Here is a 26,337-nt window from a genome sequence, read left to right as displayed (position 1 = left end):
GTCCCGTTCGACACCTGGCCCAGTTCCACCCCGGCCGGCACACTGTCCCGCTCCCAGTGCGCGCTGACATCCGGCATCCGCACCTCCGCCAGCTCGCGCACCCCGTCCCAGACCGTGCGGTGCACGAAACCCAGCCGGCAATCGGCATAGAAGTCCGCGCCCGGGTGCACCACCCCCGGACTGGTCTCTGCACACCGCCGCTCCGACCGGACCCACACCCGGCGTCCCAGCGCGTCGTACCGGTACGTGTCGAAGGTCAGCAGGAAGTGCAGGTAGTTCCCGCTGCCGGGCGCCGTGCCGAGGCGGGCATCCACCGCCACCAGCCGGTCCGCGGCGTCGTAGTAGTGCAGCCGCTCCGTCGCCTCGAGCACCGCCGGGCCGCCAGACCCGCCTTCGGTCTGCAGATCGCGGTGCATCTGCCCGATGGTATTACCCGCGGCATCGTACCCGCCCCGACATCGACACCCCGGTGCCCGCCGGCGGCAGCCGGGCCACCTGCCCGCCCGTCTGAAATGGCCGCCCGCACCAGCGGTCCGACGCCCCCCCGGCCTCGGCCGTGCTACATTTCCGGATTGCGGCGCCGCCGCCACTCGCTCCAGCCCCTGCCCGCATGTCGTCGCTCGACCGGATCCGCAACTTCTGCATCGTCGCGCACATCGACCACGGCAAGTCGACCCTCGCCGACCGCCTGATCGAGATGACCGGCACGCTGCAGAAGCGCGAAATGAAGAGCCAGGTGCTGGACACCCTGGACCTGGAGCGCGAGCGCGGCATCACGATCAAGCTGAACGCCGTCCGGATGACCTACACCACCCGGGCAGGCGACGAGTTCGAGCTGAACCTGATCGACACCCCCGGCCACGTGGACTTCACCTACGAAGTCTCCCGGTCGCTGGCCGCCTGCGAAGGCGCCATCCTGGTGGTGGACGCCAGCCAGGGCATCCAGGCCCAGACGCTCTCGAACCTGTTCCTGGCGATGGACGCCGGCCTCGAGATCATCCCGGTCCTGAACAAGATCGACCTCCCCGGTGCCGAACCCGACCGCAGGCGCCAGGAAGTGGTGGACCTGATCGGCTGCATGCCGGAAGACGTCCTGAGCGTGAGTGGCAAGGAAGGCACCGGCGTGCCCGAGCTGCTGGAGGAGATCGTGAAGCGGGTGCCGCCCCCGAAGGGCAACCCCACCGGCCCCCTCCGCGCCCTGATCTTCGACAGTTACTACGACAAGTACCGCGGTGCCATCCCGTCCATCCGCGTGGTGGACGGCGAGATCCGGAAGGGGATGAAGATCACCTTCGGCGCCAGCGACAATCAGTACGAAGTGGCCGAGGTGGGCTCGCTGCAGCTCCGCCAGGTCCCGACCGACAAGCTGCAGGCCGGCGAGGTGGGCTACGTGGTGGCCAGCGTGCGCAGCGTGAGCGAGACGCGCGCCGGCGACACCATCTTCGACGTGGTCAACCGCGCCCCCGAGGGCCTGCCCGGCTACCAGGAGGTCCGCAGCTTCGTCTTCGCCGGCATCTACCCCACCGACACGCAGCAGTACGAGGACCTGCGTGACGCGCTGGAGAAGATGAAGCTCAACGACGCCTCGCTGCAGTACGCCCCCGAGACCTCCACGGCGCTCGGCTTCGGCTTCCGCTGCGGCTTCCTCGGGCTGCTGCACATGGAGATCGTGCAGGAACGCCTGGAGCGCGAGTACAACCTCGACCTCGTCACCACCGTGCCGAGCGTGGAGTACCATGTGTACCGCGCCGATGGCACGATGGAACTGATCGAGAACCCGTCGCGCATGCCGCACGCCTCGACCATCGAGCGCGTGGAAGAGCCGTTCGTGAAGGCGCGCATCATGGCGCCGGTGGAGTACATCGGCCCCATCATGTCGCTCGGCACCGACCGCCGCGGGATCTACAAGAACATGTCGTACCTCGACACCAAGCGCGTCGAGTTCGACTGGGAGTTCCCGCTCGGCGAGATCATCCTCGACTTCTTCGACAAGCTGAAGTCCGTCAGCCGCGGCTACGCGAGCCTGGACTACGAGATGCTCGAGTACCGCCCGAGTGAGCTCGTCAAGCTGGACATGCTGATCAACGGCGACCCGATCGACGCCTTCAGCGTGATCATCCATCGCGACAAGAGCGAGGAGCAGGGCCGCAAGATCGCCGAGAAGCTGAAGGACCTGATTCCGCGCCAGCTCTTCGAGGTGGCGATCCAGGCGGCGATCGGCATGAAGATCGTGGCGCGCACCACGGTGAAGGCACTCCGGAAGGACGTGCTCGCGAAGTGCTACGGCGGCGACATCAGCCGCAAGCGCAAGCTCCTCGAGAAGCAGAAGGAAGGCAAGAAGCGCATGAAACAGGTGGGCGCGGTGGAGATCCCGCAGGAAGCCTTCCTGGCCGTGCTGCAGGTGGACTGACGGGTGGGCGACGCCACCCGCGCCGCCTCGCTCGTGATCCAGACGTCGTTCCTCGGCGACGTCGTCCTCACCACGCCGCTGCTGCAGCACCTCGCGGCGCGCGGCCCGGTGGATGTCGTGACGACCCCCGCCGGCGGCGCACTCCTCGAGCAGCACCCGGCGGTGCGCGGCGTGATCCGCTACGACAAGCGCGGCGGGCAGCGCGGCCTGGGGGGGATGCGCGTGCTCGCCAACACCCTGCGCACCGGCCGGTACACGGCCGCGTACCTGGCGCAGGGCTCGTGGCGCAGCGCGGCACTGGCCTGGATGGCCGGCATTCCGCAGCGCATCGGCTTCGACCGCTCCGGCGGCGCGCTGCTCTACACGCACCGCGTGCCGTACCGCAGCGACTGGCACCATGCCACGCGCCTCTTCCAGCTCGCCGCGGGTGACGAGCGCCTCACCACGCCGCCACCGACGCTGGTGCCGTCGGCGGCCGACCGCGCCAGCGTGGAGGGGCTGCTGGCCGGCGCGCCCTTCGGGGCGGCACCGTTCATCGTGCTGGCGCCCGGCAGCGTGTGGGCCACCAAGCGCTGGCCCGGCTTCGCCGCGCTGATCGATGACCTGCCACCGACGTACGGCATCGTGGTGGCCGGCGGTCCCGCCGACCGGGACCTGGCGCAGTCCATCGCGATCGCCGCGCCCGGGCGCGTGCTCGATGCCACCGGGCACCTGTCGCTGCTGGCATCGGCGGCGCTGATCGCTCGCGCGGTGGCGGTGGTGACGAACGACTCGCTGCCGCAGCACCTCGCCAGCGCGATGGGCACCCCCACGCTCACCATCTACGGTCCCACGCTGCCCGCGTTCGGGTTCGGGCCGCTGGCGCCGCGACATGCGGTGGTCGAGCATCCGCCGGGCCTCGAGTGCCGCCCCTGCTCGGCGCATGGTCCGCAGGCCTGCCCCCGTGGTCATTTCCGGTGCATGCGCGAGATTTCAGCATCCGGCGTGGCCGACACGCTGCAGTCCCTGCTCCGTCCCTGATTCCCTTCCCGCACACGCCGTCCATGTCCCAGCGTTCCCGCTACATCATCGGAGTCGACCTCGGTGGCACCAACATCGTGGTCGGCGCGATGCCCGAGGACGGCTCGCGCGAGATCGCGTTCCGGTCGCTCCCGACCTACGCGGCGCAGGGTGCGGACTCGGTGGTCGAGCGGATGAACCAGATGATCGAGGACGTGATCTCGGTCACGATCGCCGAGACCGGCGCCTCGCGTGAGGATTTCATCGGGATCGGCGTCGGGGCCCCGGGGCCGCTGGACCGCGAGCAGGGCATCATCATCACCGCCCCCAACCTGGGGTGGAAGATGTTCCCGCTGCGTGACCGCATCCAGCAGGCAGTCGGCCTGCGCACCACGCTCGACAACGACGCGAACTGCGCCACCCTCGGCGAATGGTGGACCGGTGCCGCCAAGGGCGCCCGCAACGTGATCGGTGTCACCATCGGGACGGGCATCGGCGGCGGCATCGTGATCGACGGGCGGCTGTACCACGGCGCCTCGGACGTGGCCGGCGAGATCGGCCACATGACGATCGACTCCACCGGTCGCCGCTGCGGCTGCGGCAACTACGGGTGCCTGGAGGCGTACGCGTCGGGCACCGCGATCGCCGAGCGCGCGCGTGAGGCGCTGGCCTCCGAGACCGACGGCATCCTGATGACGATGTGCGACCGGCAGCTCGAGAAGGTCACAGCGCAGATGGTGTACCGCGCGGCCAACGACGGCGACCCGATCGCGGTGGACGTCGTGCGCGAGACGGCGCGTTTCCTCGGCGCCGGCATCGGGGCGCTGCTCAACGTGCTCAATCCCGAGGTGGTGGTGCTGGCGGGCGGGGTCGTGAACGCCGGCGAGGCACTGTTCGCACCGCTCAAGGCGGAGGTGCGGCGGCGCGCGTTCGCACCCGCCGTGGACGCCTGCCAGATCGTCCCGGGGCTGCTCGGGGGCAGCGCGGGCGTGGTGGGCGCCGTCGCAGCCTTCAAGGCACAGCAAGGCACGTTCACCTCGTGACCGCGCCGCGGCGGAAGCGCCTTGGCGTCATCGGCACCTTCGTCTGGGACGTGATCCACGGGCGGGACATCCGCACCGCCCCGGTGGAGGAGTGGGGGGGCATCACCTACGCACTCTCGGCGCTCGATGCCGCGCTCACGGAAGAGTGGGAGATCGTCCCGCTGATCAAGGTCGGCGCCGACCTGCACCAGAAGGCCAGCGAGTTCGTCCGCTCGCTGAAGCGGGCCGCCCCCGACGCGGCGCTGATCGCGGTGCCGCAGGCCAACAACCGGGTGGAACTGCGGTACGTGAGCGACGAGCGGCGCACCGAGGTGCTCACCGGCGGCGTGCCACCCTGGTCGTGGCTGGGGCTCCGGCCGCTGCTGGCCGACCTGGATGCGCTGTACGTGAACTTCATCGCCGGCTGGGAGCTGGACCTGGAGACGATGCAGCTGCTGCGCGCGCACGTCCCGGGCCCGATCTACTGCGACCTGCACTCCAAGCTGCTGGGGGTGGACGCCAGCGGGCTGCGCATCCCCGAGCCGATGGCCGACGCTGCCGCCTGGTGCCGCTGCGCCGACGTGATGCAGGTGAACGAGGACGAGATGGAGCTGATGGCGCCGGATCCGATGGCGCTGGCCGCCACGGCGCTGGCCAGCGGCGTGCACCTGCTCTGCGTCACGCTGGGGCGGAAGGGCGCCGTCTACTTCGCGGCACCCGGCTTCGCCACCCTGCGCGACATCGCCGCGCCCGTGACGGCGTCGGCCTTCGCAGCGGTGCGCACGGCGCTGGTGCCGATCGATCCCGAACTGCTCGACGCCGACCCCGGCGACCCCACCGGGTGCGGCGACGTCTGGGGCGCCACGCAGTTCTCGCACTTGCTTGCAGGCACTACCTTCACGGATGCCATGCGGCAGGCCCACCGCGCCGCCGCGCGCAACGTGCGCCACCGCGGTGCCACGGGACTGGCGCACTACCTCCGCGGAGAACTCGCCCCGTCGTGACCACCATCCTCACCGTGCCGCCGTCGCTGGACGATGTGTCGTTCGAGTCGTTGCTGCAGGCGCTGGCCGACCTGGAGCCCGGCACGAAGCCACTGGTCGACGCGCGGCATACGCGGTGGGCCAGTCCGTACGGGCTGGTGGGATTGCTGACCCTGTTCCAGTCGCAGGCCGAGCGGCCGCAGTTCATCCCGCCCGAGGACCCGAACACGGCGAGTTACTGGGCCCGCAGCGGGTTCTTCCGGCACGCCGAGAAGCTGGCGGAGTTCACGCGACCGGTGCCGAAGGCGCGCACCGGGGACTCGAACTTCTTCCTCGAGGTCACGCCGATCGCGCAGACCGAGGACGTGCAGCACGTGGTCGCCCACATCCAGGAGCGTTCGGCCGCGATCATGGAGACGCTGGGCTTCCCGCCGAGCGGCGCGGTCGGGTTCTCGGTGGTGCTGTCGGAGAGCTGCCAGAACATCATCGAGCATGCCGGCGGTCCGGGCTGGGTGGCGGTGCAGACCTACGACTGGCAGAAGCGGCTGGGCCGGCGCGTGGTGGTGATCGCCGTGAGCGACTCGGGCCTCGGCTTCCGGCAGTCGCTGGAACCGACGCGGGGCGCGGGGGACCGCTGGGACGACGGTGCGGCGCTGGAGGCGGCGGTGCTGCGCGCCACCAGCCGGTTCCACGATCCCGGCCGCGGCCAGGGCATTGCCGGCATCCGCCGGTACGTCGGCAAGTGGCAGGCGAAGTTCACCGTCCGCAGCGGCACCGCACGCATCGGCATCTTCCCCGAGGGGGACGAGGATCCGCGGCTGGTCAAGAACCTTCCTCCCTTCCCCGGCGCGCAGATGCAGATCGTCATCCCCCAGGCTTTCCCCGACGCGTGATGCTCACTCCGCTGCCCCTGGACCTGCGCATGGCGCTGACGCGGGCCGAATGCGACCTCTACAGCAACCTCGTGACGCGGGCCACCGGCCGCGCGGTGCGGGGCCAGCTGGAATCGATGCTGCAGGAGATGCCGGGGAAGCGACTGGCCGTGCTGGATTTCTCGCATGTGGGCGTGCTGGACTTCAGTTGTGCCGACGAGATCGTCGCGCAGCTGCTGCTCCGGTGGGGTGCCGGCCTGCCGGCACATTCGGATGTGCCGCAGCTCCCGGCGTACTTCATGTTCCGTGGCCTGGCCGATGCGCACCTCGAGGCCCTCGAGCCGGTGCTCGAGCGGCACGGCCTGGCACTCGTGGCCGAGGCGGCTGACGGATCGATGCAGCTCGTCGGCATCGCCGCGCCGGAAGAACACGCCGTCTGGCAGCTGGTCCTTGCGTCCGGCGGTGGTGACGTGGAGGCGATTGCCTCCTTTGCCGGTGAGCAGCGGCTCGACCTGCACGAGCGCCTGGTGGCGCTGGCCCGTCGCCGCCTGGTGATCCAGACGGCGGCGGGATTCCATCCGCTCCGCCATCACTGACCCGGGGGTCGCATGCGTCGCCAGACCGATCTCTACAATCCGCCGCTGCAGGTGGTGGGGTTCGTGGGAACACGCCGCGGAGACGAGGAGCGTGGTCCGGCGATCAGCCTCAACCGCGAGGAGGCCACGTTGCGCATGGTCACCGACGGCGAGCTCGTCTTCATCCACGGGCCGCGTCGCAAGGAACTGGCGCCGGTGATCATCGATGACGAGGTGCCGCGGGGTGGCGTGGTGGTGCGCGACATCGCGGGGCTGATGGTGAGCGACGTGATCAAGCTCGTGAAGCCGGACATGGATCGCGGCCCGGCGCCGGCCCGCACCGAACTGCTGGGATGACGACCCGATGAGCGACGACCCGACCGACATCCCGATGCACTTCGCGACGCGTGCGGTGCACTTCGGTCGCGTCAGCGACGGGCTGGGCCCGGTTGCCACGCCGCTGGTGCAGGGCGTGAACTTCGAGCAGCCGCGCGGCGCGCCGTCGGTGCCGCTCTACACGCGCTACGCCAACACACCGACGCTCACGCTGGTGCAGAAGCGCCTCGCCTCGCTGGAGGGTGCCGAGGCGGCGGTCTGCCTGGCCAGCGGCATGGGCGCCACGTCGTGCGCGATGCTGGCGCTGCTGCGCCCCGGCGACCACCTGCTCAGCAGCGCCTGGATCTACGGCGGCACCTTCCGCCTCTTCACCGAGGAGCTGCCCAAGCTCGGCATCGAGGTCACGTTCGTCGACCCGCTCGACGCGCGCGGCTGGCGCCGGCACCTGCAGCCGAACACGCGCGGGATCTTCATCGAGACCCCGGTGAATCCCACCTGCCGCGTGACCGACCTCCGGCCGCTCAGCCAGCTCACGCGCGAGACGGGCATCGCGCTGGTGGTGGACTCCACCTTCGCCAGCCCGGTGAACCTGCGCCCGCTGGAACACGGCGCCGACATCGTGATCGCGTCGACCACCAAGTACCTGAACGGACATCACGACATGCTCGGCGGGGCGGTGTTCGGCTCCCGCGCGTTCATCGACGAAGTCACCCAGAAGATGATGATCTGGGGCCAGGCGGCCGACCCGTTCGCGTGCTGGCTGCTGGAACGGGGCCTGAAGACGCTGCAGGTGCGAGTGGAGCGGGCGAACGCGAACGCCCAGGCGCTGGCCGAGTGGTGCGAGGCGCACCCGGGCATCGCACGGGTGCACTACCCCGGCCTGCCGTCGCACCCCGACCACGAGCTCGCAACCGCGACGATGGACGGCTTCGGGGGCATGCTCGCCTTGGAACTGGAGGGCGGCGCCGCTGCCGCCGATCGGATGGTGGCGAAGCTCCAACTGGTGCTGCACGCCACCTCGCTCGGCGGCGTGGACACGCTCATCTGCGAGCCGCGCTTCACGTCGCACGCGAGCATGACCCCCGAGGCCCGCGCCGCACTCGGGATCCCCGACGGCTTCCTGCGCGTGAGCGTGGGCATCGAGGACGTGCGCGACATCATCGCCGACTTCAGCCAGGCCCTGGCATGAGCAGCGGCCAGCCGATCATCAAGTTCACGAGCGTCACGAAGTCGTGGCAGCGCGGCAGCGGCGGCCTGCAGAAGGTCAGCTTCACCGCCACCCGCGGCGAGTTCGTGTTCCTCACCGGGCCGAGCGGTGCCGGCAAGAGCACCATCCTCAGGCTGTGCTACCTGGACGAGATGCCGACGGCCGGCGAGGTGCGGGTGAGCGGCGTGAGCTCGATGAGTGCCAAGCGCACCGAGATCTCGCAGCTGCGCCGCAAGCTCGGCATCGTGTTCCAGAACTTCCGCCTGCTGGAGGACCGCACGGCGTGGGACAACGTGGCCTTCGCGCTGGAGGTGACCGGCACGCAGGCCCGGGCGATCCCGGCGCGCGTGCAGAAGGTGCTGGAGCGCGTGGGCCTCGCCTCGAAGATGCAGGCCATGCCCTCCGAACTCTCGGGCGGCGAGCAGCAGCGGGTGGCGATCGCGCGGGCGCTGGTGAACGACCCGTTCGTCCTGCTCGCGGACGAGCCCACCGGCAACCTCGACGACCGCGCCAGCCGCGCCGTCTTCCAGCTGCTGCGTGAGATCAACGCCAGCGGCACGGCGGTGATCATGGCCACGCACGACCTGGACCTGGTGCGCAACAGCGGCTTCCGCTCGCTGGAGCTGAACAAGGGCGCACTGGTCTACGACTCGGCCGAAGCGCCGCTGCCGGAACGGGAGCACTGATGCGCCTTGCCCTGCGCGAAGTCTGGACGGCATTCCGGCGCGCCCCCGGCCTGGGGATGCTGAGCATCTTCACGATCGCCTTCTCCCTCTTCGCCTTCGGCCTGTTCGGGCTGGTGGCGTACAACACGCGCCTGGCGCTGGAGCGGCTGGAGGAGCGGGTGGAGATCCGCGCCTACGTGACCGAGGGTACCGAGACCGACGCCATCGCGGCCGCCGTCGGCGACATCCGCGCCTTCCCCGAGGTGGCGAGGGTCACCTACGTGTCGCCCGACGACGCACTGAAGAAGGCGCGCGTGGAGATGGCGGAGTTCAAGGATGTGTTCGAGCCCGAGTTCCTGCCCGCCTCGCTCGAGGTGCGGCTCAAGCCCGGCATGCGGGATCCCGACCAGGTGAAGGCAGTCGCGAGGCGCCTCACCGGCTACCCGTTCGTGGATGACGTGCGCTACGGGGAGGAGTGGGTCCAGAAGTTCTACAGCGTGCGGCGCGCCGCCACGGCGGCGGGGATCATCCTCGGCGTGGCGTTCGCATTCGCCGCGATGATCATCATCGGCAGCACCATCCGGACCTCGGTGCTCGCCCGTGCACGCGAGATCGGGATCATGCGCATGGTCGGTGCCACCGACGGCTTCATCCGCGCGCCATTCCTGATCGACGGCCTGCTGAAGGGACTCATCGGCGGGATCCTGGCGGTGACACTGATGTGGGTCACGCGCGCCGCACTGACGGCCACCGTGTTCGCGTTCGAGTTCTTCCCGACGCCGGTGCTGGTGGGCGGGGTCGTGGCCGGCGCCGTGATCGGGCTGCTCGGCAGCGCCGTGTCGGTGGGTCGCCAGCTCAAGCGGGTGTGAGGGGCACCGGGCACCTGCAGCGGCGCCACGTGCCGCGCCTGCCGGCGGCAGTTGGCCTGCTGGCCGCGCTCATGCTGGCGGGCGGCGCCGTGCCGGCACCGCTGCGCGCGCAGGCCGCCCCGTCGTCGCAGCGCATCGCGGCGCAGCGCGCGGAGCTGGATCGCATCCGCCGCGAGCGCGCCGACCTGCAGCGCCGCATGCAGCAGTTGCAGGGCACCGTGCACGACCTCGCCGAGGAGAAGCGCAACATCGCCGCGCAGGCCGACGCCACCGCGCGTGCCGTGCGCGCGCTGGACACGCAGCTCACCGGCATCGAGGACGAGGTGATGGACGCCACCACCAACCTCGCCACCGCCGAGGACGAGCTCACCACCAAGCGCGCCGTGCTCCAGCGGCGGCTGCGTGACGTGTACAAGCGGGGCCCGCTCTACAACCTGGAGGTGCTGCTGTCCGCCGAGAGCTTCGGTGGCCTGGTGGCCCGCTACAAGACGCTGCATGCGCTCACCCTGCGCGACCGGGCGCTGGTGGGCAGTGTGGAGCGTCTGCGCGACCAGATCGCCCAGCAGCGCACGCAGATGGTGCGACTGCAGGAGGAGATCGAGCGCAGCAAGCAGGAGAAGGCACAGGAGGAGGACCGCCTGCGCACACTCGAGGCACAGCGCGGGCGCAGCCTCTCGGTGGCCCAGCAGCAGACGCAGGTGGTCCGCAGCCGGCTGGCCGAGATCGAGCGCTCCGAGGGGCGCCTGCGCGGCGTGATCGCGAACCTCGAGGACCTCCGCCGCCGCAGCGAGGCCGCAGCCGCCGCCGCGGCCAACACCCCCGCACCGAGCGTCGCCGGCCGTACGCCGGCTCCGGCACGCACGGCCGCACCCGCCGCCAGCACCATCCGCACCGCCGACTTCGGGCGGCTGGACTGGCCCGTGGATGGCACGATCCTCTATCGCTTCGGCCGCACCGTCACCCCCGAGAACACCACCCTGCGCTGGAACGGCATCGGCATCCAGACGGCCCGCGGCACCCCGGTGAAAGCCATCGCCGGCGGTGAGGTGGTGGTGTCGGAGAACATCGGCACCTACGGCCTGACGGTCATCGTGCAGCACGGCGCCGGCGACTACTCCGTGTACGGCTCACTCGCATCGGCGAGCGTGCAGAAGGGCGGCCGCGTGACGAAGGGCCAGACGATCGGCAGCGTGGGCGTCGCGGACCCCGACATGCCTCCACACCTCCACTTCGAGATCCGGCGCTCACGCGGCGCGGCGGTGGACCCCCTCGACTGGCTGCGCAACCGGTGACGACATGATGGCAGCTCGGAAGGCGCCCGCGGCGAAGAAGACGACCGCGAAGAAGTCAGCCGCGAAGAAGCCAGCCGCGAAGAAGCCAGCCGCAAAGAAGCCAGCCGCGAACAAGCCAGCGGCGAAACGACCAGCGAATCCGCTCGTGCCGGCCGCACGCGGCGCCGACAGCAGCGCCCTGCCGCCGATGCCACAGGTGCCGGCCGGCCTGCGCATCGGCACGCACGTGAGTTCGCAGGGCGGGTCGTTCGCCGCGCCGCCGCGCGCGGCGGAGATCGGGGCCACCGCGCTGCAGCTCTTCACCAAGACGCCGAACCAGTGGAAGGAACGCGAGATCGACGCGACGGAAGCCGCCCTGTTCCGCGAGGCGCTCACCGCTGCCGGCTCGCCGGTGACCGTGTCGCACGACAGCTACCTGATCAACCTCGCCTCACCCGATGATGCCCTGCGCGCACGCTCACTGGAGAGCTTCGCGCTGGAGCTGCGCCGCTGTCACGCGCTCGGCATCGACTACCTGGTGAGCCATCCCGGCAACTTCATCGACGACCGCGAGGCCGGCATCGCCCGCAACGCCGCGGCCATCGCCACGGCGCTCACCGCGGAGCAGGGGTCGACGGTGCTCTGCCTCGAGACCACGGCCGGCACCGGCACCGCGCTCGGACGCACCTTCGAGGAACTGGCCGCGCTGATCGATGCCCTGCCCCCGGCCCTGCGCGAGCGTGTGGGCGTGTGCGTGGACACCTGCCACGTCTTCTCCGCCGGTTACGACCTGCTGCACGACTTCGACCGCGTGATCGACACCTTCGACCGCATCCTCGGGCTCGACCGCCTGCGCGTGTGGCACCTGAACGACTCCAAGACACCGTTCGGCAGCCACCGCGACCGCCACGAGCTGATCGCCGAGGGATCGCTGGGCGAGGGCCCGTTCCGCCGGATCATGACCGATCCGCGGTTCGCACACACGGTGCGCATCCTCGAGACGCCGAAGCTCGACGATGCGACGCGCACCGACCGGCTGATGCTGAACCGCCTGCTCGGCTACCTGGACGCCTGATGGCGTGCCGCGCCTCAGAGCGCGATGCGATAGACGAGCGAGACGTTCCGACCGGGATTGAACGTGAAGGACTTGATCCGCGAGGTCGCGTCGGCGTAGCGCGCATCCAGCAGGTTCTCCACGCGGAGCGTCAGCGCGTGCATCAGGTGGCGTGATGCGTGGTTCAGGCTCGCGTCCAGGTTGAGCAGCGTGTACGAGTCCGTCGGCACGTCGGTGAGGTTGTCGGCGGCCACCCGCGTCTGGCGGAAGACGCGGCGCACCTCGCTGCCCACGCTCCACCGCCCCGTGTCATAGCGCAGCGAGCCACCCAGCCGCGCGGCGGGAATGAACGGCAGGTTCGTGCCCGACGGCCCGCGCCCGCGCACCACGTCGGCCAGGCCGCCGAGCACCACCCGGCGCAGCACCTGTGCCTCGCCCGAGAACTCGAACCCCGACAGCGTGGCGTCGCGCTGCCCGATGCGCACCAGCGGCACCGTGTCACCATCCACCTCGGTGACACCCGACGCGATCGGCAGGATGTAGCCGTCGATGCGGTTGCGGTACGCCGAGAGCTGCACGAACCCGCGGCTGCGCTGGGCGCGCAGCACGAGGTCGAGTCCCGTGCTCGTCTCGACCTTCAGGTCGGGATCCCCGATGTCGAAGGTGCCCACCGCCACGTGGAAGCCGTTCGCGTACAACTCCTCCACCGTCGGCGCGCGGAAGGCGCGGGCCAGGCTGCCGCTGAGCGTCACGTGCGGCACCAGCGGCAGCGACACGCCCAGCGAGCCACTGGCATTGCGGAAGGAGCGCGAGCGCGCCACGCTGAAGCGCGGGTCGGTGCCGGCACGCGCCTCCACCGACAGCGCATCGTAGCGGCCGCCGAACTGCAGGCGCGGCGTCCGGTCCTCGCTGCGCCCGCGGGCCAGCGGCAGCTCCTGGTAGATGTACGCGGCGATATTGCTGTTGTCGGCGGCCGGCGTGAAGGCCTCGTCGCCGAGCGGCTCGTACTGGCGACGGAAGAGCTGCGCGCCGACGGAGCCGCTGAGCGGGCCGAGCTGCGTCTTGCCGGTCGCCGACGCCGTCTGTGCCGTGAGGCGGAAGCTGGTGCCGATGGCGCCGTCCTCCACCGCGACCTCGTCGTGCGAGTACCACTGCGCCGTGCCGTCCAGGCGCAGGTAGCTGAGTGCCTTCGCACCGGTGGTGATGCCGGCGCGAGCCTGCAGCCCGCGGCGCACGCCGTCGATGCGCACCTGCTCGCCGCCGGGCTCGAACGGGATGCCGTAGTTGAAGTCGCTCTGGCGGTACACGACGCCGGCCGAGACCGAGGTGCCCACGAAGCCGAGACCGGCGGTGCCGTTCCACGAGCGGGCATCGGTGTTCGCCTGCGTGCCGCCCTCACCCACGTGGTACGAGCCCTGGCGGCGCACGGTGCCGCGCAGGGTGGCGGCGAAGCGCGTGCTGAGCGGGATGTTCACGGCGGCGCTGCTCACACCACCGGGGGTGACAGACTCCGTCTGCGTGTTCACGAACCCGCTCAGGTGCGACGGCACCGACGTCGGGATGTCGGAGGAAATGACGTTCACCACACCGCCAATTGCCGCATTGCCGTACAGCAGCGAGGCGGGGCCGCGGATCACTTCGATGCGCTCGGCCGAGGCGGGATCCGCGATGAAGGCGTGGTCGGGGGCCGCCGACGCCAGGTCGGCGACGCGCTCACCATCCTGCAGGGTGAGAATCCGCTCCCCGGTGAGGCCGCGGATGACCGGGACGTTCGCCATCGGTCCGTTGAAACGCATGGCGATGCCCGGTTCGCTGGCGAGGGTCTGCGCGATCGTGGGACCGAGCTGGCGCTGCAGTTCCTTGCCACTCACCTGTACGGTGGACTGCGTCACGCTGAGCGGGTCGGAGCCGGTGGGCGAGGCCGTGATCTGGACGCCGATGAGGCGGAGTACGGTGGCGCGCATGACGATGCGGAGCGGCGGGATGTCGCCGCTGGCCGGCACGGTGACCAGTTCGTGCGCCGGCACGTGTCCGACGTGCACGATGGTGAGGTGGACGACACCGACCGGTGCGCCGAGGAAGGTGAATCGGCCGTCGGGGTCCGTGACGACGGTGCGCTGCAACTCGGTGGCCACGACCTGGGCGCCGTGGAGCGGCGCGCCCGAGGAGTCGACGACGACGCCGCGGATGGGCGGGGTGAAGACTGGGGCGGCCTGCGCCCGCGTGGCCAGGAGGAGCGTGGCGACGGTGAGGGCGGCGGCGGCGAGGCGGCTGGCGGGCATGGGATCGTCAGGCGGGTCGGTCCGTCGGGGAGGAGGTCACCGGCGGTGGTGATGCGTTCGCGTGGTGATCGGTATTGATTTAACAGTATCACTCCGAAGTGGTGCGGCGCAATGCCTGACAGACTTTGCCGGCCACTGGTGCGTCCTTGGAGGAGCGACGTGCCCGCGTCGCACACCGCGGCCGGGGCGGTTCCGTTAGTTTTGCCCCCATCCGCTGACCCCGCCTGTGCGCCCGAAGGGGCCACCCGGTGGGTTCGCGTTCCCTCACACCTTTTCTGCCATATGGCCACGCAGACTGAGCCGCTGCCCCGCTCGAGCGCCCACGGGCTGGCTGAGCAGGGCCTTGCCCCGACCGGCTCCTTGCACTGGAACCTCGTCGTCCCCGAACTCGTGCAGGCGGCGGTGCGCCGCGACGAGGGCCGGCTGGCCGACATGGGCCCGTTCGTCGCCGTCACCAGCCCGCACACCGGCCGCTCGCCGAAGGACAAGTTCATCGTCCGCGAGTCCACGTCGGAGGCGAACGTGGACTGGGGCGCGGTCAACCAGCCCATCGACGAGGCCCACTTCGACGTCCTGCTCACCGACGTGCGCGACTCCCTGAACGCGCAGGGCGAGCTGTTCGTGCAGGACCTGTACTGCGGCGCGCATCCGGGGCATCGCCTCAGCGTGCGCTACGTCACGCCGAATGCGTGGCACGCGCACTTCGTGCGCAACATGTTCATCCGCCCGGAGCTGCACGAGCTGGCGCAGTTCGCGCCGAACTTCAGCGTGCTGCATGCGCCGGAGTACCAGGCCAACCCGGCCAAGCACGGCACGCGCACCGGCACCTTCATCGTGGTGCACATCGCGCGACGGATGATCCTGATCGGCGGCACGCGGTATGCCGGTGAGCTGAAGAAGGCGATGTTCTCGATCATGAACTACCTGATGCCGACGCAGGGCGTGCTGCCGATGCACTGCTCGGCGAACATCGGGTCGGCCGGCGACACCGCGCTCTTCTTCGGGCTCTCGGGCACCGGCAAGACCACGCTCTCCGCCGACCCGGACCGCGCGCTGATCGGCGACGACGAGCATGGCTGGGCCGGCGACGGCGTGTTCAACTTCGAGGGGGGCTGCTACGCCAAGGCGATCAACCTCAGCGCCGAGCAGGAGCCGGACATCTACGGCACCACCCAGATGTTCGGCACGGTGCTGGAGAACGTCGTGCTCGACGACCAGCGTCGCGTGCAGTTCGCGGACCAGAGCATCACCGAGAACACCCGTGCGTCGTACCCGCTGCACTACATCCACAACCACGTGCCAAGCGGCCGCGGCGGGCACCCGAAGCACGTGATCTTCCTCACCGCCGATGCCTTCGGGGTGCTGCCGCCGATCGCGCGGCTCACGCCCGAGCAGGCGATGTACTACTTCCTCTCGGGCTACACGGCGAAGGTGGCCGGCACCGAGACGGGCGTGAACGAGCCGCAGGCCACGTTCAGCGCCTGCTTCGGCGCCGTGTTCATGGTGTGGCACCCCACGCGGTATGCCGAGATGCTGGGTGACCTGCTGCGCCAGCACGACGCGAAGGTCTGGCTCGTGAACACGGGCTGGAGCGGCGGCGCCTACGGCACCGGCTCGCGCATGAAGCTGGCCCACACGCGCGCGATGATCCGCGCCGCACTGGCCGGCACGCTGGATGACGCCGCCGTGACCGTGGACCCGATCTTCGGCCTGTCGGTGCCGGTGGCGGTGCCCGACGTGCCCTCCGCCGTGCTGGATGCGCGCGGCACATGGCCGGATGGCGCGGCATACGACGCGCAGGCGGTGAAGCTGGCTGGCATGTTCCGCGAGAACTTCGCGCGATTCGGCGCGCAGGTGCTGCCCGCGATCGCCGGTGCCGGCCCGAAGGGCTGACCGCATCCGTCGTCCCGCGCGTTCCCCCTGGCGAGGGCGTCCGGCATCCGGGCGCCCTCGTGTCACATCCCACGGCCACCTCCCGTGAAAGTCATCCGCGACCCGCTCTGGAACAACATCCGACTCGACTCGCTCGCGCTCGCACTGGTGGACACACCGGCGATGCAGCGCCTGCGCTACGTGCGCCAGCTCGGCTATGCGTTCCTGGTCTATCCCGGCGCGACCCACTCGCGGTTCGAGCACGCACTCGGTGCCCACCACATGGCGCGCCGCACCATCGCGCTGCTCGACGAGCGCGGGGCGCTGGGTGAGGTGTCGCAGCGCGAGCGCGACCTCACCACCTCGGCCATGCTCCTGCACGACGTGGGGCACTACCCGTTCAGCCACGCGCTGGAGGAGATCGGTGCGCTGAACCACGAGAGCGCTGCCGCGCCGCGCATCACCGGCGGCGCCGTCGCCTCGATCCTCACCACGTCACTTGGCACCGACGCACCGGAGCGCGTGCTCGCCATGATGCACGGCACCGACAGCGGGCCGCTGCAGGGACTCGTCTCGGGCTCCATCGACCTCGACAAGATCGACTACCTCCGCCGCGACGCGATGATGTGCGGCGTGCCCTACGGCCAGGTGGACGTGGACCGGCTGCTCGACAGTGTGGTGATTCTTCCCGATCCCACCACCGGACGGCGCGGGGTGGGGATCATGGAGAAGGGGCTGAGCGCGCTCGAGTCGCTGCTGTTCGCCAAGTACCAGATGTACCGCAACATCTACTGGCACCACGCCGTGCGCAGCGCCACCGCCATGTACAAGCGGCTGGTGGACGATGCGCTCACCACCGGCGCCCTGCCCCTGGACGGTCTCGCCGACTGGACCGACGAGGGGCTGCTGCACGCGCTGCTGCCCGAGATGCCCCCGCTCCTGCTGGCCCTGCGCGAACGGCGCCTCTACAAGCGGTTGGCCCAGTGGTCTGCGGCCGAGCTTGGCACGGAGGCAGGCGAGTGGATCGCCACCGACCGGACGCTCGCGGTCGCCGTGGAGGACCAGCTCGCCCGGGAACTGGGACTCGGTGCCGGAGAGCTGCTGCTCGATTATCCTGCCAAGACGCAGATGCTGGGGGTCGACCTGCCGGTCATGCGGCACGGCGGCGCGGTGGAACACCTCACCAGCGGCGGGCTGGCCGGCGCGCTGAACCTCCCCGCGCTGAGCCAGCAGCTCTACCACTCCGCGCGCTGGCTGCGGGTGTTCGCGGCACGCCGTGTGCCTGTTGACGTGTCCCGGCTCTGGACACTGGTCACCGCTGATGCCGCGACGTTGCGGATGGCGCTGGCAGAGGGCCGACCGCTCCTGACCTGAGTCATGTCCTTCGCTGTCGCCCGGATCGTCGTCCTCGCCACCGCCACGCTCGGCCTGTCGGCCTGCGACCGCGTCTTCACCGCGACGCCCACCGAACGGGTGGGCTACCTGCGGGAGCTCGTTCGCGCCCGTGCCATCTCGCGAGACACGCTGCCGCTCGACGCCTGCTCGGTGACGCGCTTCATGGACGGCATGCCCACCTGGCGTGATTCGCTCCTGCCGGCGGAGCGGGCCGCGATCGTGGAGGGCGTCGCACCCTGTCCCGCCCCCGCCCAGCCGGTGGAGGGACGGTTCGTGCTCACGCGGTGGTACCGGAACTGGAGCGGCGAGTACGTGATCCGCGGCGCCATCGCCCACACCGAACAGGGCTACCGCTTCACCGACGGCATCTTCGTGGGGCGCGAACCGATCCAGAACTCGGAGTACGTCGCCGGCATCGCCGAAAAAGGGCGTCGCGGGGTGGACTCCGGGAGCGTGGCCGGGGCGGCAGCCGGCGACTCCATCCGGCGCGCCGGTGCCCTGGCCGACACGGCGGCGGACTCGCTGCGCCCCGCGGCCGGCGACACCACGCGGCGCGCGACCGGCACGACCACGCCGTTCAGGTAGCGCGCGCGCCCTTGCCGCGACCGTGCGCGTCGGCCAGCGCGCGGCCCAGCCCCCGGTAGAACGCGGCGTCTTCCGGCTTCGCCTCGGCATCCAGCGCCAGCGCGGTGCGCTCCAGTGCGAACAGGATGTTGCCCAGGTAGAGCTCCGCCAGCTCGCCGACACGGGGCTCCGGCATCGCCGCGGGCTGCGGCTCCGGATCCGTCGGCATCAGCTCAGCGGGCGGTGGCGATCTGCACCACGACCGCGGTGATGTTGTCCACGCCGCCGGCGCGGTTCGCATCCCACAGCAGGGCGTCCACCATCGGCCCCGGCGACTTGCGGGCGGTGAGGATCTTCAGGAGGTTCTTGTCCTCGACCATGCCGGTGAGGCCGTCGGTGGCGAGGAGGTACAGGTCGCCGTCCTCCAGCTCGCCCTCGTAGATCGTCGGCTCGACGTCGGTGGCCACGCCCACGCAGCGCGTGATGACGTTGCTGAACGGGTGGTAGCGTGCCTGTTCCGGCGTGAGGTAGCCGGCGTCGACCTGTTCCTGCACGTAGGAGTGATCGACGGTGATCTGCTCCAGCTCCCCGTGGCGCACGCGGTAGACGCGGCTGTCGCCGACGTGCGCGATCATGTAGCGCCCGTCGCCCACCACCATCGTGGTGAGGGTGGTGCCCATGCCGTGCTTGTCGGGCTCCTCGATGGTGCGGTTGAAGATCGTGCGGTTGGCATCCAGCACCGCCGACGCGGCCACCGTGCGCAGTGCGAGCACCGGCATGCGCGACGCGCGGAGGGCCGCACTCATGATGTCGACCGCCATCGCGCTGGCCACCTCACCCGCCGCGTGGCCGCCCATGCCGTCGGCGACGATGTAGATGCCGCGATCGGGAGTCGCTTCCGCGAGATAGGCGTCTTCGTTCCCGGTCCGGACCATCCCCACGTGCGTGTTCGCGGCGTGAATCAGCTGCATGTCACCGCGGCAGGGAGCATCGAATCCTGAGCCAGCCCCGGGGTGCGCGGACGCGCGCCTGGCGGGGAACGAAGGGGTGTGAAGGGGACATCCGGTCGGGTGAAGCTAGGCCCGGTCGATGGGCCCGGCAAGCGCTATTGACGGGTCTGGCTGCGCGATTTCCGGGGCCGGGGCGGGCTCGCCCACCTGGAGCTGCCAGAGCCGGTTGTAGAGCCCTCGAGAGGCCAGCAGCGCGGCATGCGTTCCCCGCTCCGCCACCACGCCGTGATGCATGACCAGGATCTCGTCCGCGTCCACGATGGTGCTCAGGCGGTGCGCCACCGCGATGGTCGTCCGACCCTGCATCAGCGTCCGCAGCGCGCCCTGGATCTCGGCCTCCCGCTCGCTGTCCACGGCGCTGGTGGCCTCGTCCAGCAGGAGCAGGTCGGGGTCACTGGCCAGGGCGCGGGCGAAGCTCAGGAGCTGCCGTTCGCCCACCGAGAGTGTGGCGCCCCGTTCGCCCAGGCGCTGGGCATAGCCATGCGGCAGCCGCGCGATGACCCGGTCGGCGCCCACCTGCACGGCCGCCGCGCGCACGGCCGCGTCGTCGATGGCACTCGAGAGCCGGATGTTCGACGCCACGTCACCCGCGAACAGGAAGATGTCCTGCTGGACGTAGCCGATCCGCGAGCGGAGCTGGTCCAGCGGCATGGTGCGGATGTCCTGCCCGTCGAGCAGGATGCGGCCGCGCTGCGGGTCGTAGAAGCGCAGCAGCAGGCTCACCACGGTCGTCTTGCCGGCGCCGGTGTGCCCGACGAGCGCGAGGGTCTCGCCGGGCCGCACCGTGCACGACACGCCGCGCAGCACCCAGTGGGTGGCGGCATCGTCGGCGGCCACGCCCTGCGCCGTGTCGTACGCGAACCAGACATCCTCGAACGTGACCGTCACGCCCCGGTGCGTGCGCACGTCGGGCGACGCCACGCCGGCCACGTCAGGCACGGTGGCGGTGGTGTCCAGGAGCGTGAAGATGCGCTCGGACGCCGCCATCGCCTGCTGCAGGGTGTTGAACTTGTCGCTCAGGTCCTGCAGCGGCTGGAAGAAGCGGCGCACGAGCTGCAGGAACGCGGCCACCGTGCCCACCGTCAGCACGCCGGCGTTGACGCGGTTGGTGGCCGCGACGATGAGGCTCGCGAGCGCGACGGTGGTGAGGATCTCGATCGCGGGGAAGTAGGCGGCGTAGTAGCGGATCGAGCGGATGTTGGCGTCGAGGTGCTCGCGGTTCAGGGCATCGAAGCGGCGTGCCTCACCCGGCTCCCGGCTGAAGAGCTGCACCACGCGCACACCCGTGATGCGCTCCTGCGCGAAGGCGTTGATGCGCGCCAGCTTGCCGCGGATGTCGCGGTAGGCCACGCGGACCTTCGCCTGGAAGAGCCGGCTCACCAGCCACACGAAGGGCACGGCCGCAAACGCCGCCAGCGCCAGCTGCCAGTCGGTGACGAGCATCATCACGGCCATCGCCGCCAGCGCGAACAGGTCGCCGAGGCCGGCCACCACGCCGGCGGTGAAGAGCTCGTTGAGCGACTCCACGTCGGCGGTCACGCGCGTGATCAGGCGGCCGGCCGGGTTGCGGTCGAAGAAGCTGATGCTCAACTGCTGCAGCCGGCCGAACAGTTCCATGCGCAGGTCGCGCATCACGCGCTGGCCGAGCAGCCCGGTGAGCATCGTCTCGCCGTAGCTGCAGGCGAACTGCACCGCCAGCGAGGCGGCGAGCGCGATGGTGGCCAGGCGGATGAAGCCGAGGTCACGCGCCGGGATCGCGTGGTCGATCACGCGCTGCGTGAGCCACGGGCCCACCACCGCCGTCGCACCCTCCAGCGCCAGCAGGAGCACCGCACCCGCCACCAGCGGCAGGTACGGGCGGATGTAGTGGAGGAGTCGGCGCACGAGCCGGCGATCGAGGACCGGGCGGACCTCGTCGTCGTCCTGCTGGAATGCGGGTGCTGTCATCGGTGCCCTAACGCTACGCGGTCCGCATCCGTGTCGTGAGGGTGGCAGGGCATTAAACTTCCACGCGTGATTGACAGCATCACCATCCGCGGCGCCCGGCAGCACAACCTCAAGGGCATCGACCTTGACCTGCCGCGGCGGGCCATCACGGTCATCACGGGCCCGAGTGGCTCCGGCAAGTCGTCGCTGGCCTTCGACACGATCTATGCCGAGGGCCAGCGGCGCTACGTCGAGAGCCTCTCCGCGTACGCGCGCCAGTTCCTGGAGCGGATGGAGAAGCCGCGCGTGGACCGCATCGAGGGCCTCTCGCCCGCGGTCGCGATCGAGCAGAAGAATCCCACCCGCTCGTCACGGTCCACGGTCGGCACCGCCACCGAGATCTTCGACTACCTGCGGCTGCTCTGGGCGCGCGTGGGCCACACTTTCTGCGGCACCTGCGGGCGCGAGCTGCGCCCCGACACCCCGCAGGGCATCGCCGATGCCGTGCGCACACTGCCGGAAGGCACCCGCTTCGCGGTCGTCTTCCCGCTCACCCACGCCGCGGCCCTCGGCGCCGGCGCGCTGGCCGAGGCGCTGCGCGTGAAGGGGTTCGTGCGCGTGGCGCTGGACGGCGAGATCGTGCACGTGGATGACCTGGTCGCGTCGGGACGCAGCATCGCCGGCGTGCAGCAGATCGACGTGGTCACGGACCGGCTGACGGTGAACGCCACCGTCGCCGGCCGCGTGGCCGACGCGGTGAGCACGGCCTTCGTGGAAGGGGACGGCGACTGTGCCCTGCTCTTCACGGCGCCGGTCTCGCTGCCGGCGGGGCACGCCCCGCGCACGCGCGTGGCCTACACCGAGCGCTTCGCCTGCCCCGACGACGGCACGCTGGCGCCGACGCCGTCGCCGCAGCTCTTCAGCTTCAACAACCCGCGCGGGGCGTGCGCCACCTGCAACGGCTTCGGGGCCACGCTCGAGTACACCGAGTCGCTGATCGTGCCGTACCCGGACCGCTCGCTGCGCGACGGCGCGATCCATCCCTGGACCATGCCCCGTTACGAGGAGCCGCGGCGCAAGCTGTACGAGATCGCGAAGCGCGACGGCATCTCGTGGACCACGCCGTGGCAGTCGCTCCCCGCCGACCAGCGGCGCTTCCTGCTCCACGGCAAGACGAAGGGGTACACGGGCATCTTCCCGTTCCTGAAGGCGCTGGAGGAGAAGCGGTACAAGCAGTACATCCGCGTCTTCCTGCGGCAATACCAGGCCGCCACGACCTGTGCCACCTGTGGCGGCAGCCGCCTCACCCGTGACGCGCTCAACGTGCGCATCCAGGGGCTCAGCATCGCCGACGTGAGCGCGATGGCGGTCGATGCGCTGCACGCCTGGACCGACAGCCTCACGCTGACGCCGTTCGAGACGACGGTGGCCGAGGCGGTGCTGCGCGAGGTGCGGGCACGGGTGCGCTTCCTGCGCGACGTGGGGCTGGGGTACCTGTCCATGGACCGTGCCGCGCGCACGCTCTCGGGCGGCGAGGCCCAGCGCATCGCGCTCGCGAACTCCCTCGGTGCGCAACTGGTCGACACGTTGTACGTGCTGGACGAACCGAGCATCGGCCTGCATCCGCGCGACATGGACCGGCTGCTGGGCCTCCTGCGACGGCTGCGCGATGCCGGCAACACGGTGATCGTCGTGGAGCACGACCTCGAGGCCGTGCGCATGGCCGACTGGATGGTGGAGATCGGACCGGGCAGCGGCGACAAGGGGGGCAGCGTGGTGTTCAGCGGCCCGTTGTCCGAGGCCGACAAGAGCCCGCTCACGGGGCAGTACCTCACCGGCGCGATGAGCATCCCGCTGCCCGAGGAGCGGCGCACCGCCGGCCCGCGCTGGCTCTCCATGACCGGTGTCACCGCCCACACGCTGCGCGGCGTGAGCGTGAAGATCCCGGTGGGTTGCTTCGTCTGCGTCACGGGGGTCTCGGGCAGCGGCAAGAGCACGCTGGTGCACGACGTGTTGTACCGCACGCTCGAGACCCGGCTCACCGGCGAGCACTCGGCCAAGCAGCACCTCGGCGAGATCGTCGGTGGCGTGAACACCGTCACCGGCGCCGAGCACTTCGACAGCGTGGTCCTGATCGACCAGGAACCCATCGGGCGCTCCCCCCGCTCGAACCCGGTGACGTACGTGAAGGCGTGGGACGAGATCCGCCGCATCTTCTCGCAGACGCCGCTGTCGCGGCAACGCGGCTATGCCCCGGCGACGTTCAGCTTCAACATGGCTGGCGGCCGCTGCGAGGCGTGCGAAGGGGCCGGCTACGTGGAAGTGGAGATGCTGTTCATGGCCGACGTGCTGGTGCCGTGCGAGACCTGCAGCGGCAAGCGGTTCAAGCCAGACGTGCTCGAGGTGCGCGTGTGGGGCAAGAACATCGCCGACGTGCTGGAGATGACCGTCGATGCGGCCACGCGCGTGTTTCCCGGCGAGGACCGGCTGGCGGCCGCGCTCTGGCACCTGCAGCAGGTGGGCCTGGGCTACCTGCGACTCGGCCAGCCGGCGACCACGCTGAGTGGTGGCGAGGCGCAGCGCATCAAGATCGCGCGCGAGCTCTCGCAGTCGTCGAAGGTGGCGGGGCGCAAGCTCTACATCATGGACGAGCCCACCACCGGTCTGCACCTGGAGGACATCCGCAAGCTGGCGCGGGTGCTGCAGCGCCTCGTGGACCAGGGGCACACGCTGGTGGTGATCGAGCACAACCTGGACGTGATCAAGCTCGCCGACTGGGTGATCGACATGGGTCCCGAGGGTGGCGATGGCGGCGGCACGGTGGTGGCCGTCGGCACGCCGGAGCAGCTCGCGAAACACGACGAGTCCCACACCGGCGTGTGGCTGCGCACCGTGCTCCCCGGCTACGTGGACGGCAAGCGCGTGAAGCTGGTCAGGAAGCGTTCAGCCGCGCCGAGATCCTAGCGGCGATCGCCCGCGGCGCGGCGCGCAGTGCCTGCACCAGCAGGCGGTTGCGCAGGCCGGCCACCACCACACGGTCGCCGCGCACCAGCCCGTCCCAGCCCAGCTTCGCCACCACGTCGGCGCGCATGACCAGCTGTTGCTGCGTCATGATCTTCGCCTTCGACATCCCCGACACGTCACCGAACTCGGTGGCGGTGGGGCCCGGGCAGAGTGCACTCACGCGCACGCCGCTGTCGCGCAGCTCCTCGCCCAGCGCGTCGGTGAACGACAGCACGTAGGCCTTGCTGGCGTAGTAGACGGCCATCCCGGGCCCGGGGAGGAAGGCGGCGGTGCTGGCGACGTTGAGGATGGCGCCGTCGCCGCGGGCCAGCATCGCGGGCAGGAGCCGGCGGGTGAGCTCGGTGAGGGCGGCGATGTTCACCTGGATGATGGACATCTGCCGGTCGAGGGCGAGGTCTGCCACCTGGCCAGAGGCGCCGAGTCCGGCGTTGTTGACCAGCGTGTGCACGTCGAGGCGGCGGGCACGGAGCTCGGCGGCGAGGACGCGCGATGCGGTGGGGTCACCGAGGTCGGCGGCGATGACGTGGGTCTTCACGCCGTGGGCGCGTTCGCAGCGGGCGGCGACGGCGGTGAGCGCCGGGATGCGCCGTGCGACGAGGGCGAGGTCGTAGCCGTCGGCGGCGGCGCAGAGGGCGAGCTCGGCGCCGATGCCGCTGGAGGCGCCTGTGATGAGAGCCAGCGGGCGGTCGGTCGCCATTCAGGCCGGGGTGGTGAAGAGGGTTGCGGCCCGGGTGGGTGAGCCGGGTGCCGGACGCAAAAAAGGCGGCCGCGTGAGCGACCGCCTTTCAAGGTCCCAGCAGTGAAGCAACTTCGACAGTTCAGCTCACGCGACGGCGGCGGGCGGCGAAGCCCACCACGCCGAGTCCGAGGGCCAGGAGGCCGAATGTGCCCGGCTCCGGGTTCACGATGAGGGCCGTCGGGGCGGGCAGGTTGGCAGCGATGCCGCCGATCGGGGCGCCCTGGGTGACCGGGTCGGTGCCCTTGCCGAGCGTGTACGAGAGCTCGTTGGCGGCGGCGTTGTCCGGGCGGAGTGCGAAGTAGCTGGCGCCGGCGAGGCCGGCGAGGCCGACCAGGGAGGCGCGACCCATGGAGGAGCTGAAGAAGCTCTCCTCGTCCTTCGCATCCTTCTCATCGGCAGCGGCCGGCGACTGCATGTCGTCGGAGAGCATGTCGGAGAGCAGGTCGGTGCGGGTGACGGCCGGGGCTTCCTCGGCGATCACGGTGGCGCTGGACGCGACGTCGACGGACGCGAGCAGCTGCTGGGTGGTGGTGGCGAAGCGGGCCGGGACGACGCGTCCGAGCTCGGTGCGCGAGAACGAGTACGTCTGGGCGCCGGCTGCGGTGGTGGCGGCAGCGGCGGCCAGCAGCACGGCAGACAACCTGATGCGGGTGGGGATCACAGGGCAAATCCTCGGCGAAGGCGCGGAAGGTGTGGTCCGGCAGCGATCGGGAGTATCCCGACCTGGACCGCATGATTCCGTGACGGGGAGGGTGACAGCGGCGTCAACGTAGAATCCAGCGAATTCCGTCGGAGAAAGGCAGTGCACGATTTGTTCCAGCAGAGCGGTCTCGAGCGTATAAAGTGTCTCTCGTGGTGAGAGATCCAGCGATGAGTGTGGTACTGAAACATCAAGCGAAATGGTCGTGTCTGCTGTCTGCTGCGAAGGTGTTGTATCAGGCCATCGCATTGCGGACGGGACCGGCAAAAAGTGCCTTGCCGGGGCTGGTGTGACGCGGGGTGGCGGAGGGGGCTGGGTGGCGGGTCTGGTTGGCGGCAGGTGGCGTCGGATGGGCGTCGATGGGCGTCGGGCCAGGAGCCGTTCGTGACGCCGCGGGCGCAGCGTGCCGGAGCTGGAAGTTGTTCGGAGCCGTTGATTCCGGTGCCGGGTTTGGTAGGTTTCTGGGCTTGCAGGTGGCAGGAACGTGATCCCGAGTAGCTCAGGTGGTTAGAGCAGCTGACTGTTAATCAGCGGGTCGGGGGTTCGAGTCCCTCCTCGGGAG

At 70.4% G+C, this 26,337-nt stretch carries 23 protein-coding genes and 1 tRNA gene; 17 read left to right on the top strand and 7 right to left on the bottom strand.

Annotated elements, in window-relative coordinates:
• Window positions 1–416 (bottom strand): hypothetical protein (locus IT355_10680; GenBank protein ID MCC7053722.1); only part of this gene is annotated, 416 nt, incomplete at its 3' end.
• 194 nt (window positions 417–610) lie between these two features.
• On the opposite strand from IT355_10680, the gene lepA reads away from it, so the two are divergent.
• Genes lepA through IT355_10620 form a run of 12 tightly spaced genes read left to right on the top strand, consistent with a single transcriptional unit; the run spans window position 611 to window position 12,284 of the window.
• Window positions 611–2,410: an elongation factor 4 gene (gene lepA, locus IT355_10675; protein ID MCC7053721.1), complete on the top strand. Its 1,800-nt coding sequence runs from the start codon at window positions 611–613 to the stop codon at window positions 2,408–2,410.
• Window positions 2,411–2,413: 3 nt separating this feature from the next.
• Window positions 2,414–3,430 (top strand): lipopolysaccharide heptosyltransferase II, encoded by a 1,017-nt coding sequence (gene waaF / locus IT355_10670; GenBank protein MCC7053720.1) that lies wholly within the window; start codon window positions 2,414–2,416, stop codon window positions 3,428–3,430.
• A gap of 23 nt (window positions 3,431–3,453) precedes the next feature.
• The gene (locus IT355_10665) at window positions 3,454–4,452 is read left to right on the top strand and encodes an ROK family glucokinase (GenBank protein MCC7053719.1); all 999 of its coding nucleotides are present in this window, start codon (window positions 3,454–3,456) and stop codon (window positions 4,450–4,452) included.
• Window positions 4,449–5,435 (top strand): carbohydrate kinase family protein, encoded by a 987-nt coding sequence (locus IT355_10660; GenBank protein ID MCC7053718.1) that lies wholly within the window; start codon window positions 4,449–4,451, stop codon window positions 5,433–5,435. The genes IT355_10665 and IT355_10660 overlap by 4 nt, the downstream gene beginning before the upstream one ends.
• The gene (locus tag IT355_10655) at window positions 5,432–6,307 is read left to right on the top strand and encodes a sensor histidine kinase (protein MCC7053717.1); all 876 of its coding nucleotides are present in this window, start codon (window positions 5,432–5,434) and stop codon (window positions 6,305–6,307) included. Before IT355_10660 ends, IT355_10655 begins: the two co-directional genes overlap by 4 nt.
• Window positions 6,307–6,882 (top strand): hypothetical protein, encoded by a 576-nt coding sequence (locus IT355_10650; protein MCC7053716.1) that lies wholly within the window; start codon window positions 6,307–6,309, stop codon window positions 6,880–6,882. The genes IT355_10655 and IT355_10650 overlap by 1 nt, the downstream gene beginning before the upstream one ends.
• Before the next feature lie 12 nt (window positions 6,883–6,894).
• Window positions 6,895–7,218: a hypothetical protein gene (locus tag IT355_10645; GenBank protein ID MCC7053715.1), complete on the top strand. Its 324-nt coding sequence runs from the start codon at window positions 6,895–6,897 to the stop codon at window positions 7,216–7,218.
• A gap of 7 nt (window positions 7,219–7,225) precedes the next feature.
• Window positions 7,226–8,386 carry a PLP-dependent transferase gene (locus IT355_10640; protein ID MCC7053714.1) on the top strand — a complete coding sequence of 387 codons (1,161 nt, stop codon included), beginning with the start codon at window positions 7,226–7,228 and terminating at the stop codon, window positions 8,384–8,386.
• Window positions 8,387–8,400: 14 nt separating this feature from the next.
• Window positions 8,401–9,090, top strand: a complete 690-nt coding sequence (gene ftsE, locus IT355_10635) for a cell division ATP-binding protein FtsE (protein ID MCC7053713.1) — start codon at window positions 8,401–8,403, stop codon at window positions 9,088–9,090.
• Window positions 9,090–9,938 (top strand): ABC transporter permease, encoded by an 849-nt coding sequence (locus IT355_10630; protein MCC7053712.1) that lies wholly within the window; start codon window positions 9,090–9,092, stop codon window positions 9,936–9,938. The genes ftsE and IT355_10630 overlap by 1 nt, the downstream gene beginning before the upstream one ends.
• A complete protein-coding gene (locus tag IT355_10625; GenBank protein MCC7053711.1) occupies window positions 9,935–11,230 on the top strand; it encodes a peptidoglycan DD-metalloendopeptidase family protein in 1,296 nt (431 codons plus the stop codon). Before IT355_10630 ends, IT355_10625 begins: the two co-directional genes overlap by 4 nt.
• 4 nt (window positions 11,231–11,234) lie before the next feature.
• Window positions 11,235–12,284 carry a deoxyribonuclease IV gene (locus tag IT355_10620; GenBank protein MCC7053710.1) on the top strand — a complete coding sequence of 350 codons (1,050 nt, stop codon included), beginning with the start codon at window positions 11,235–11,237 and terminating at the stop codon, window positions 12,282–12,284.
• 14 nt (window positions 12,285–12,298) lie between these two features.
• Here IT355_10620 and IT355_10615 read toward each other — a convergent pair whose 3' ends face one another.
• Window positions 12,299–14,545: a TonB-dependent receptor gene (locus IT355_10615; GenBank protein ID MCC7053709.1), complete on the bottom strand. Its 2,247-nt coding sequence runs from the start codon at window positions 14,543–14,545 to the stop codon at window positions 12,299–12,301.
• Window positions 14,546–14,827: 282 nt separating this feature from the next.
• Between IT355_10615 and pckA the strand changes: the two genes are divergently transcribed.
• The 3 genes from pckA to IT355_10600 all read left to right on the top strand — a co-directional run bounded on the left by pckA (window position 14,828) and on the right by IT355_10600 (window position 18,397).
• The gene (pckA, locus tag IT355_10610; protein MCC7053708.1) at window positions 14,828–16,438 is read left to right on the top strand and encodes a phosphoenolpyruvate carboxykinase (ATP); all 1,611 of its coding nucleotides are present in this window, start codon (window positions 14,828–14,830) and stop codon (window positions 16,436–16,438) included.
• Window positions 16,439–16,522: 84 nt separating this feature from the next.
• Entirely contained in the window at window positions 16,523–17,791 is a 1,269-nt protein-coding gene (locus tag IT355_10605) for an HD domain-containing protein (protein ID MCC7053707.1), read from the top strand.
• A gap of 3 nt (window positions 17,792–17,794) precedes the next feature.
• Window positions 17,795–18,397: a hypothetical protein gene (locus IT355_10600; protein ID MCC7053706.1), complete on the top strand. Its 603-nt coding sequence runs from the start codon at window positions 17,795–17,797 to the stop codon at window positions 18,395–18,397.
• Here IT355_10600 and IT355_10595 read toward each other — a convergent pair.
• From IT355_10595 to IT355_10585, 3 genes are all read right to left on the bottom strand, one after another.
• Window positions 18,390–18,605 (bottom strand): hypothetical protein, encoded by a 216-nt coding sequence (locus IT355_10595; GenBank protein MCC7053705.1) that lies wholly within the window; start codon window positions 18,603–18,605, stop codon window positions 18,390–18,392. The two genes, IT355_10600 and IT355_10595, sit on opposite strands and share 8 nt — an antisense overlap.
• A 4-nt stretch (window positions 18,606–18,609) precedes the next feature.
• Window positions 18,610–19,347, bottom strand: a complete 738-nt coding sequence (locus tag IT355_10590; protein MCC7053704.1) for a Stp1/IreP family PP2C-type Ser/Thr phosphatase — start codon at window positions 19,345–19,347, stop codon at window positions 18,610–18,612.
• Window positions 19,348–19,452: 105 nt separating this feature from the next.
• Complete coding sequence (locus tag IT355_10585) at window positions 19,453–21,333, bottom strand: ABC transporter ATP-binding protein (GenBank protein ID MCC7053703.1); 1,881 nt, start codon at window positions 21,331–21,333, stop codon at window positions 19,453–19,455.
• A 66-nt stretch (window positions 21,334–21,399) separates the two neighbouring features.
• On the opposite strand from IT355_10585, the gene uvrA reads away from it, so the two are divergent.
• The gene (gene uvrA / locus IT355_10580) at window positions 21,400–24,276 is read left to right on the top strand and encodes an excinuclease ABC subunit UvrA (protein MCC7053702.1); all 2,877 of its coding nucleotides are present in this window, start codon (window positions 21,400–21,402) and stop codon (window positions 24,274–24,276) included.
• On the opposite strand, the gene IT355_10575 is transcribed toward uvrA, so the two are convergent.
• Entirely contained in the window at window positions 24,245–25,033 is a 789-nt protein-coding gene (locus tag IT355_10575) for an SDR family oxidoreductase (GenBank protein MCC7053701.1), read from the bottom strand. The genes uvrA and IT355_10575 overlap by 32 nt on opposite strands.
• A 121-nt stretch (window positions 25,034–25,154) precedes the next feature.
• Entirely contained in the window at window positions 25,155–25,736 is a 582-nt protein-coding gene (locus IT355_10570; GenBank protein ID MCC7053700.1) for a PEP-CTERM sorting domain-containing protein, read from the bottom strand.
• 527 nt (window positions 25,737–26,263) lie between these two features.
• Here IT355_10570 and IT355_10565 point away from each other — a divergent pair.
• Window positions 26,264–26,337 (top strand) — tRNA-Asn (locus IT355_10565).

The organism is Gemmatimonadaceae bacterium, from assembly GCA_020851035.1.
Taxonomy (GTDB): Bacteria; Gemmatimonadota; Gemmatimonadetes; order Gemmatimonadales; family Gemmatimonadaceae; genus JACMLX01.
Note: the sequence above shows the minus strand (reverse complement) of the source record. Positions and strands in the feature narration are given on the sequence as shown.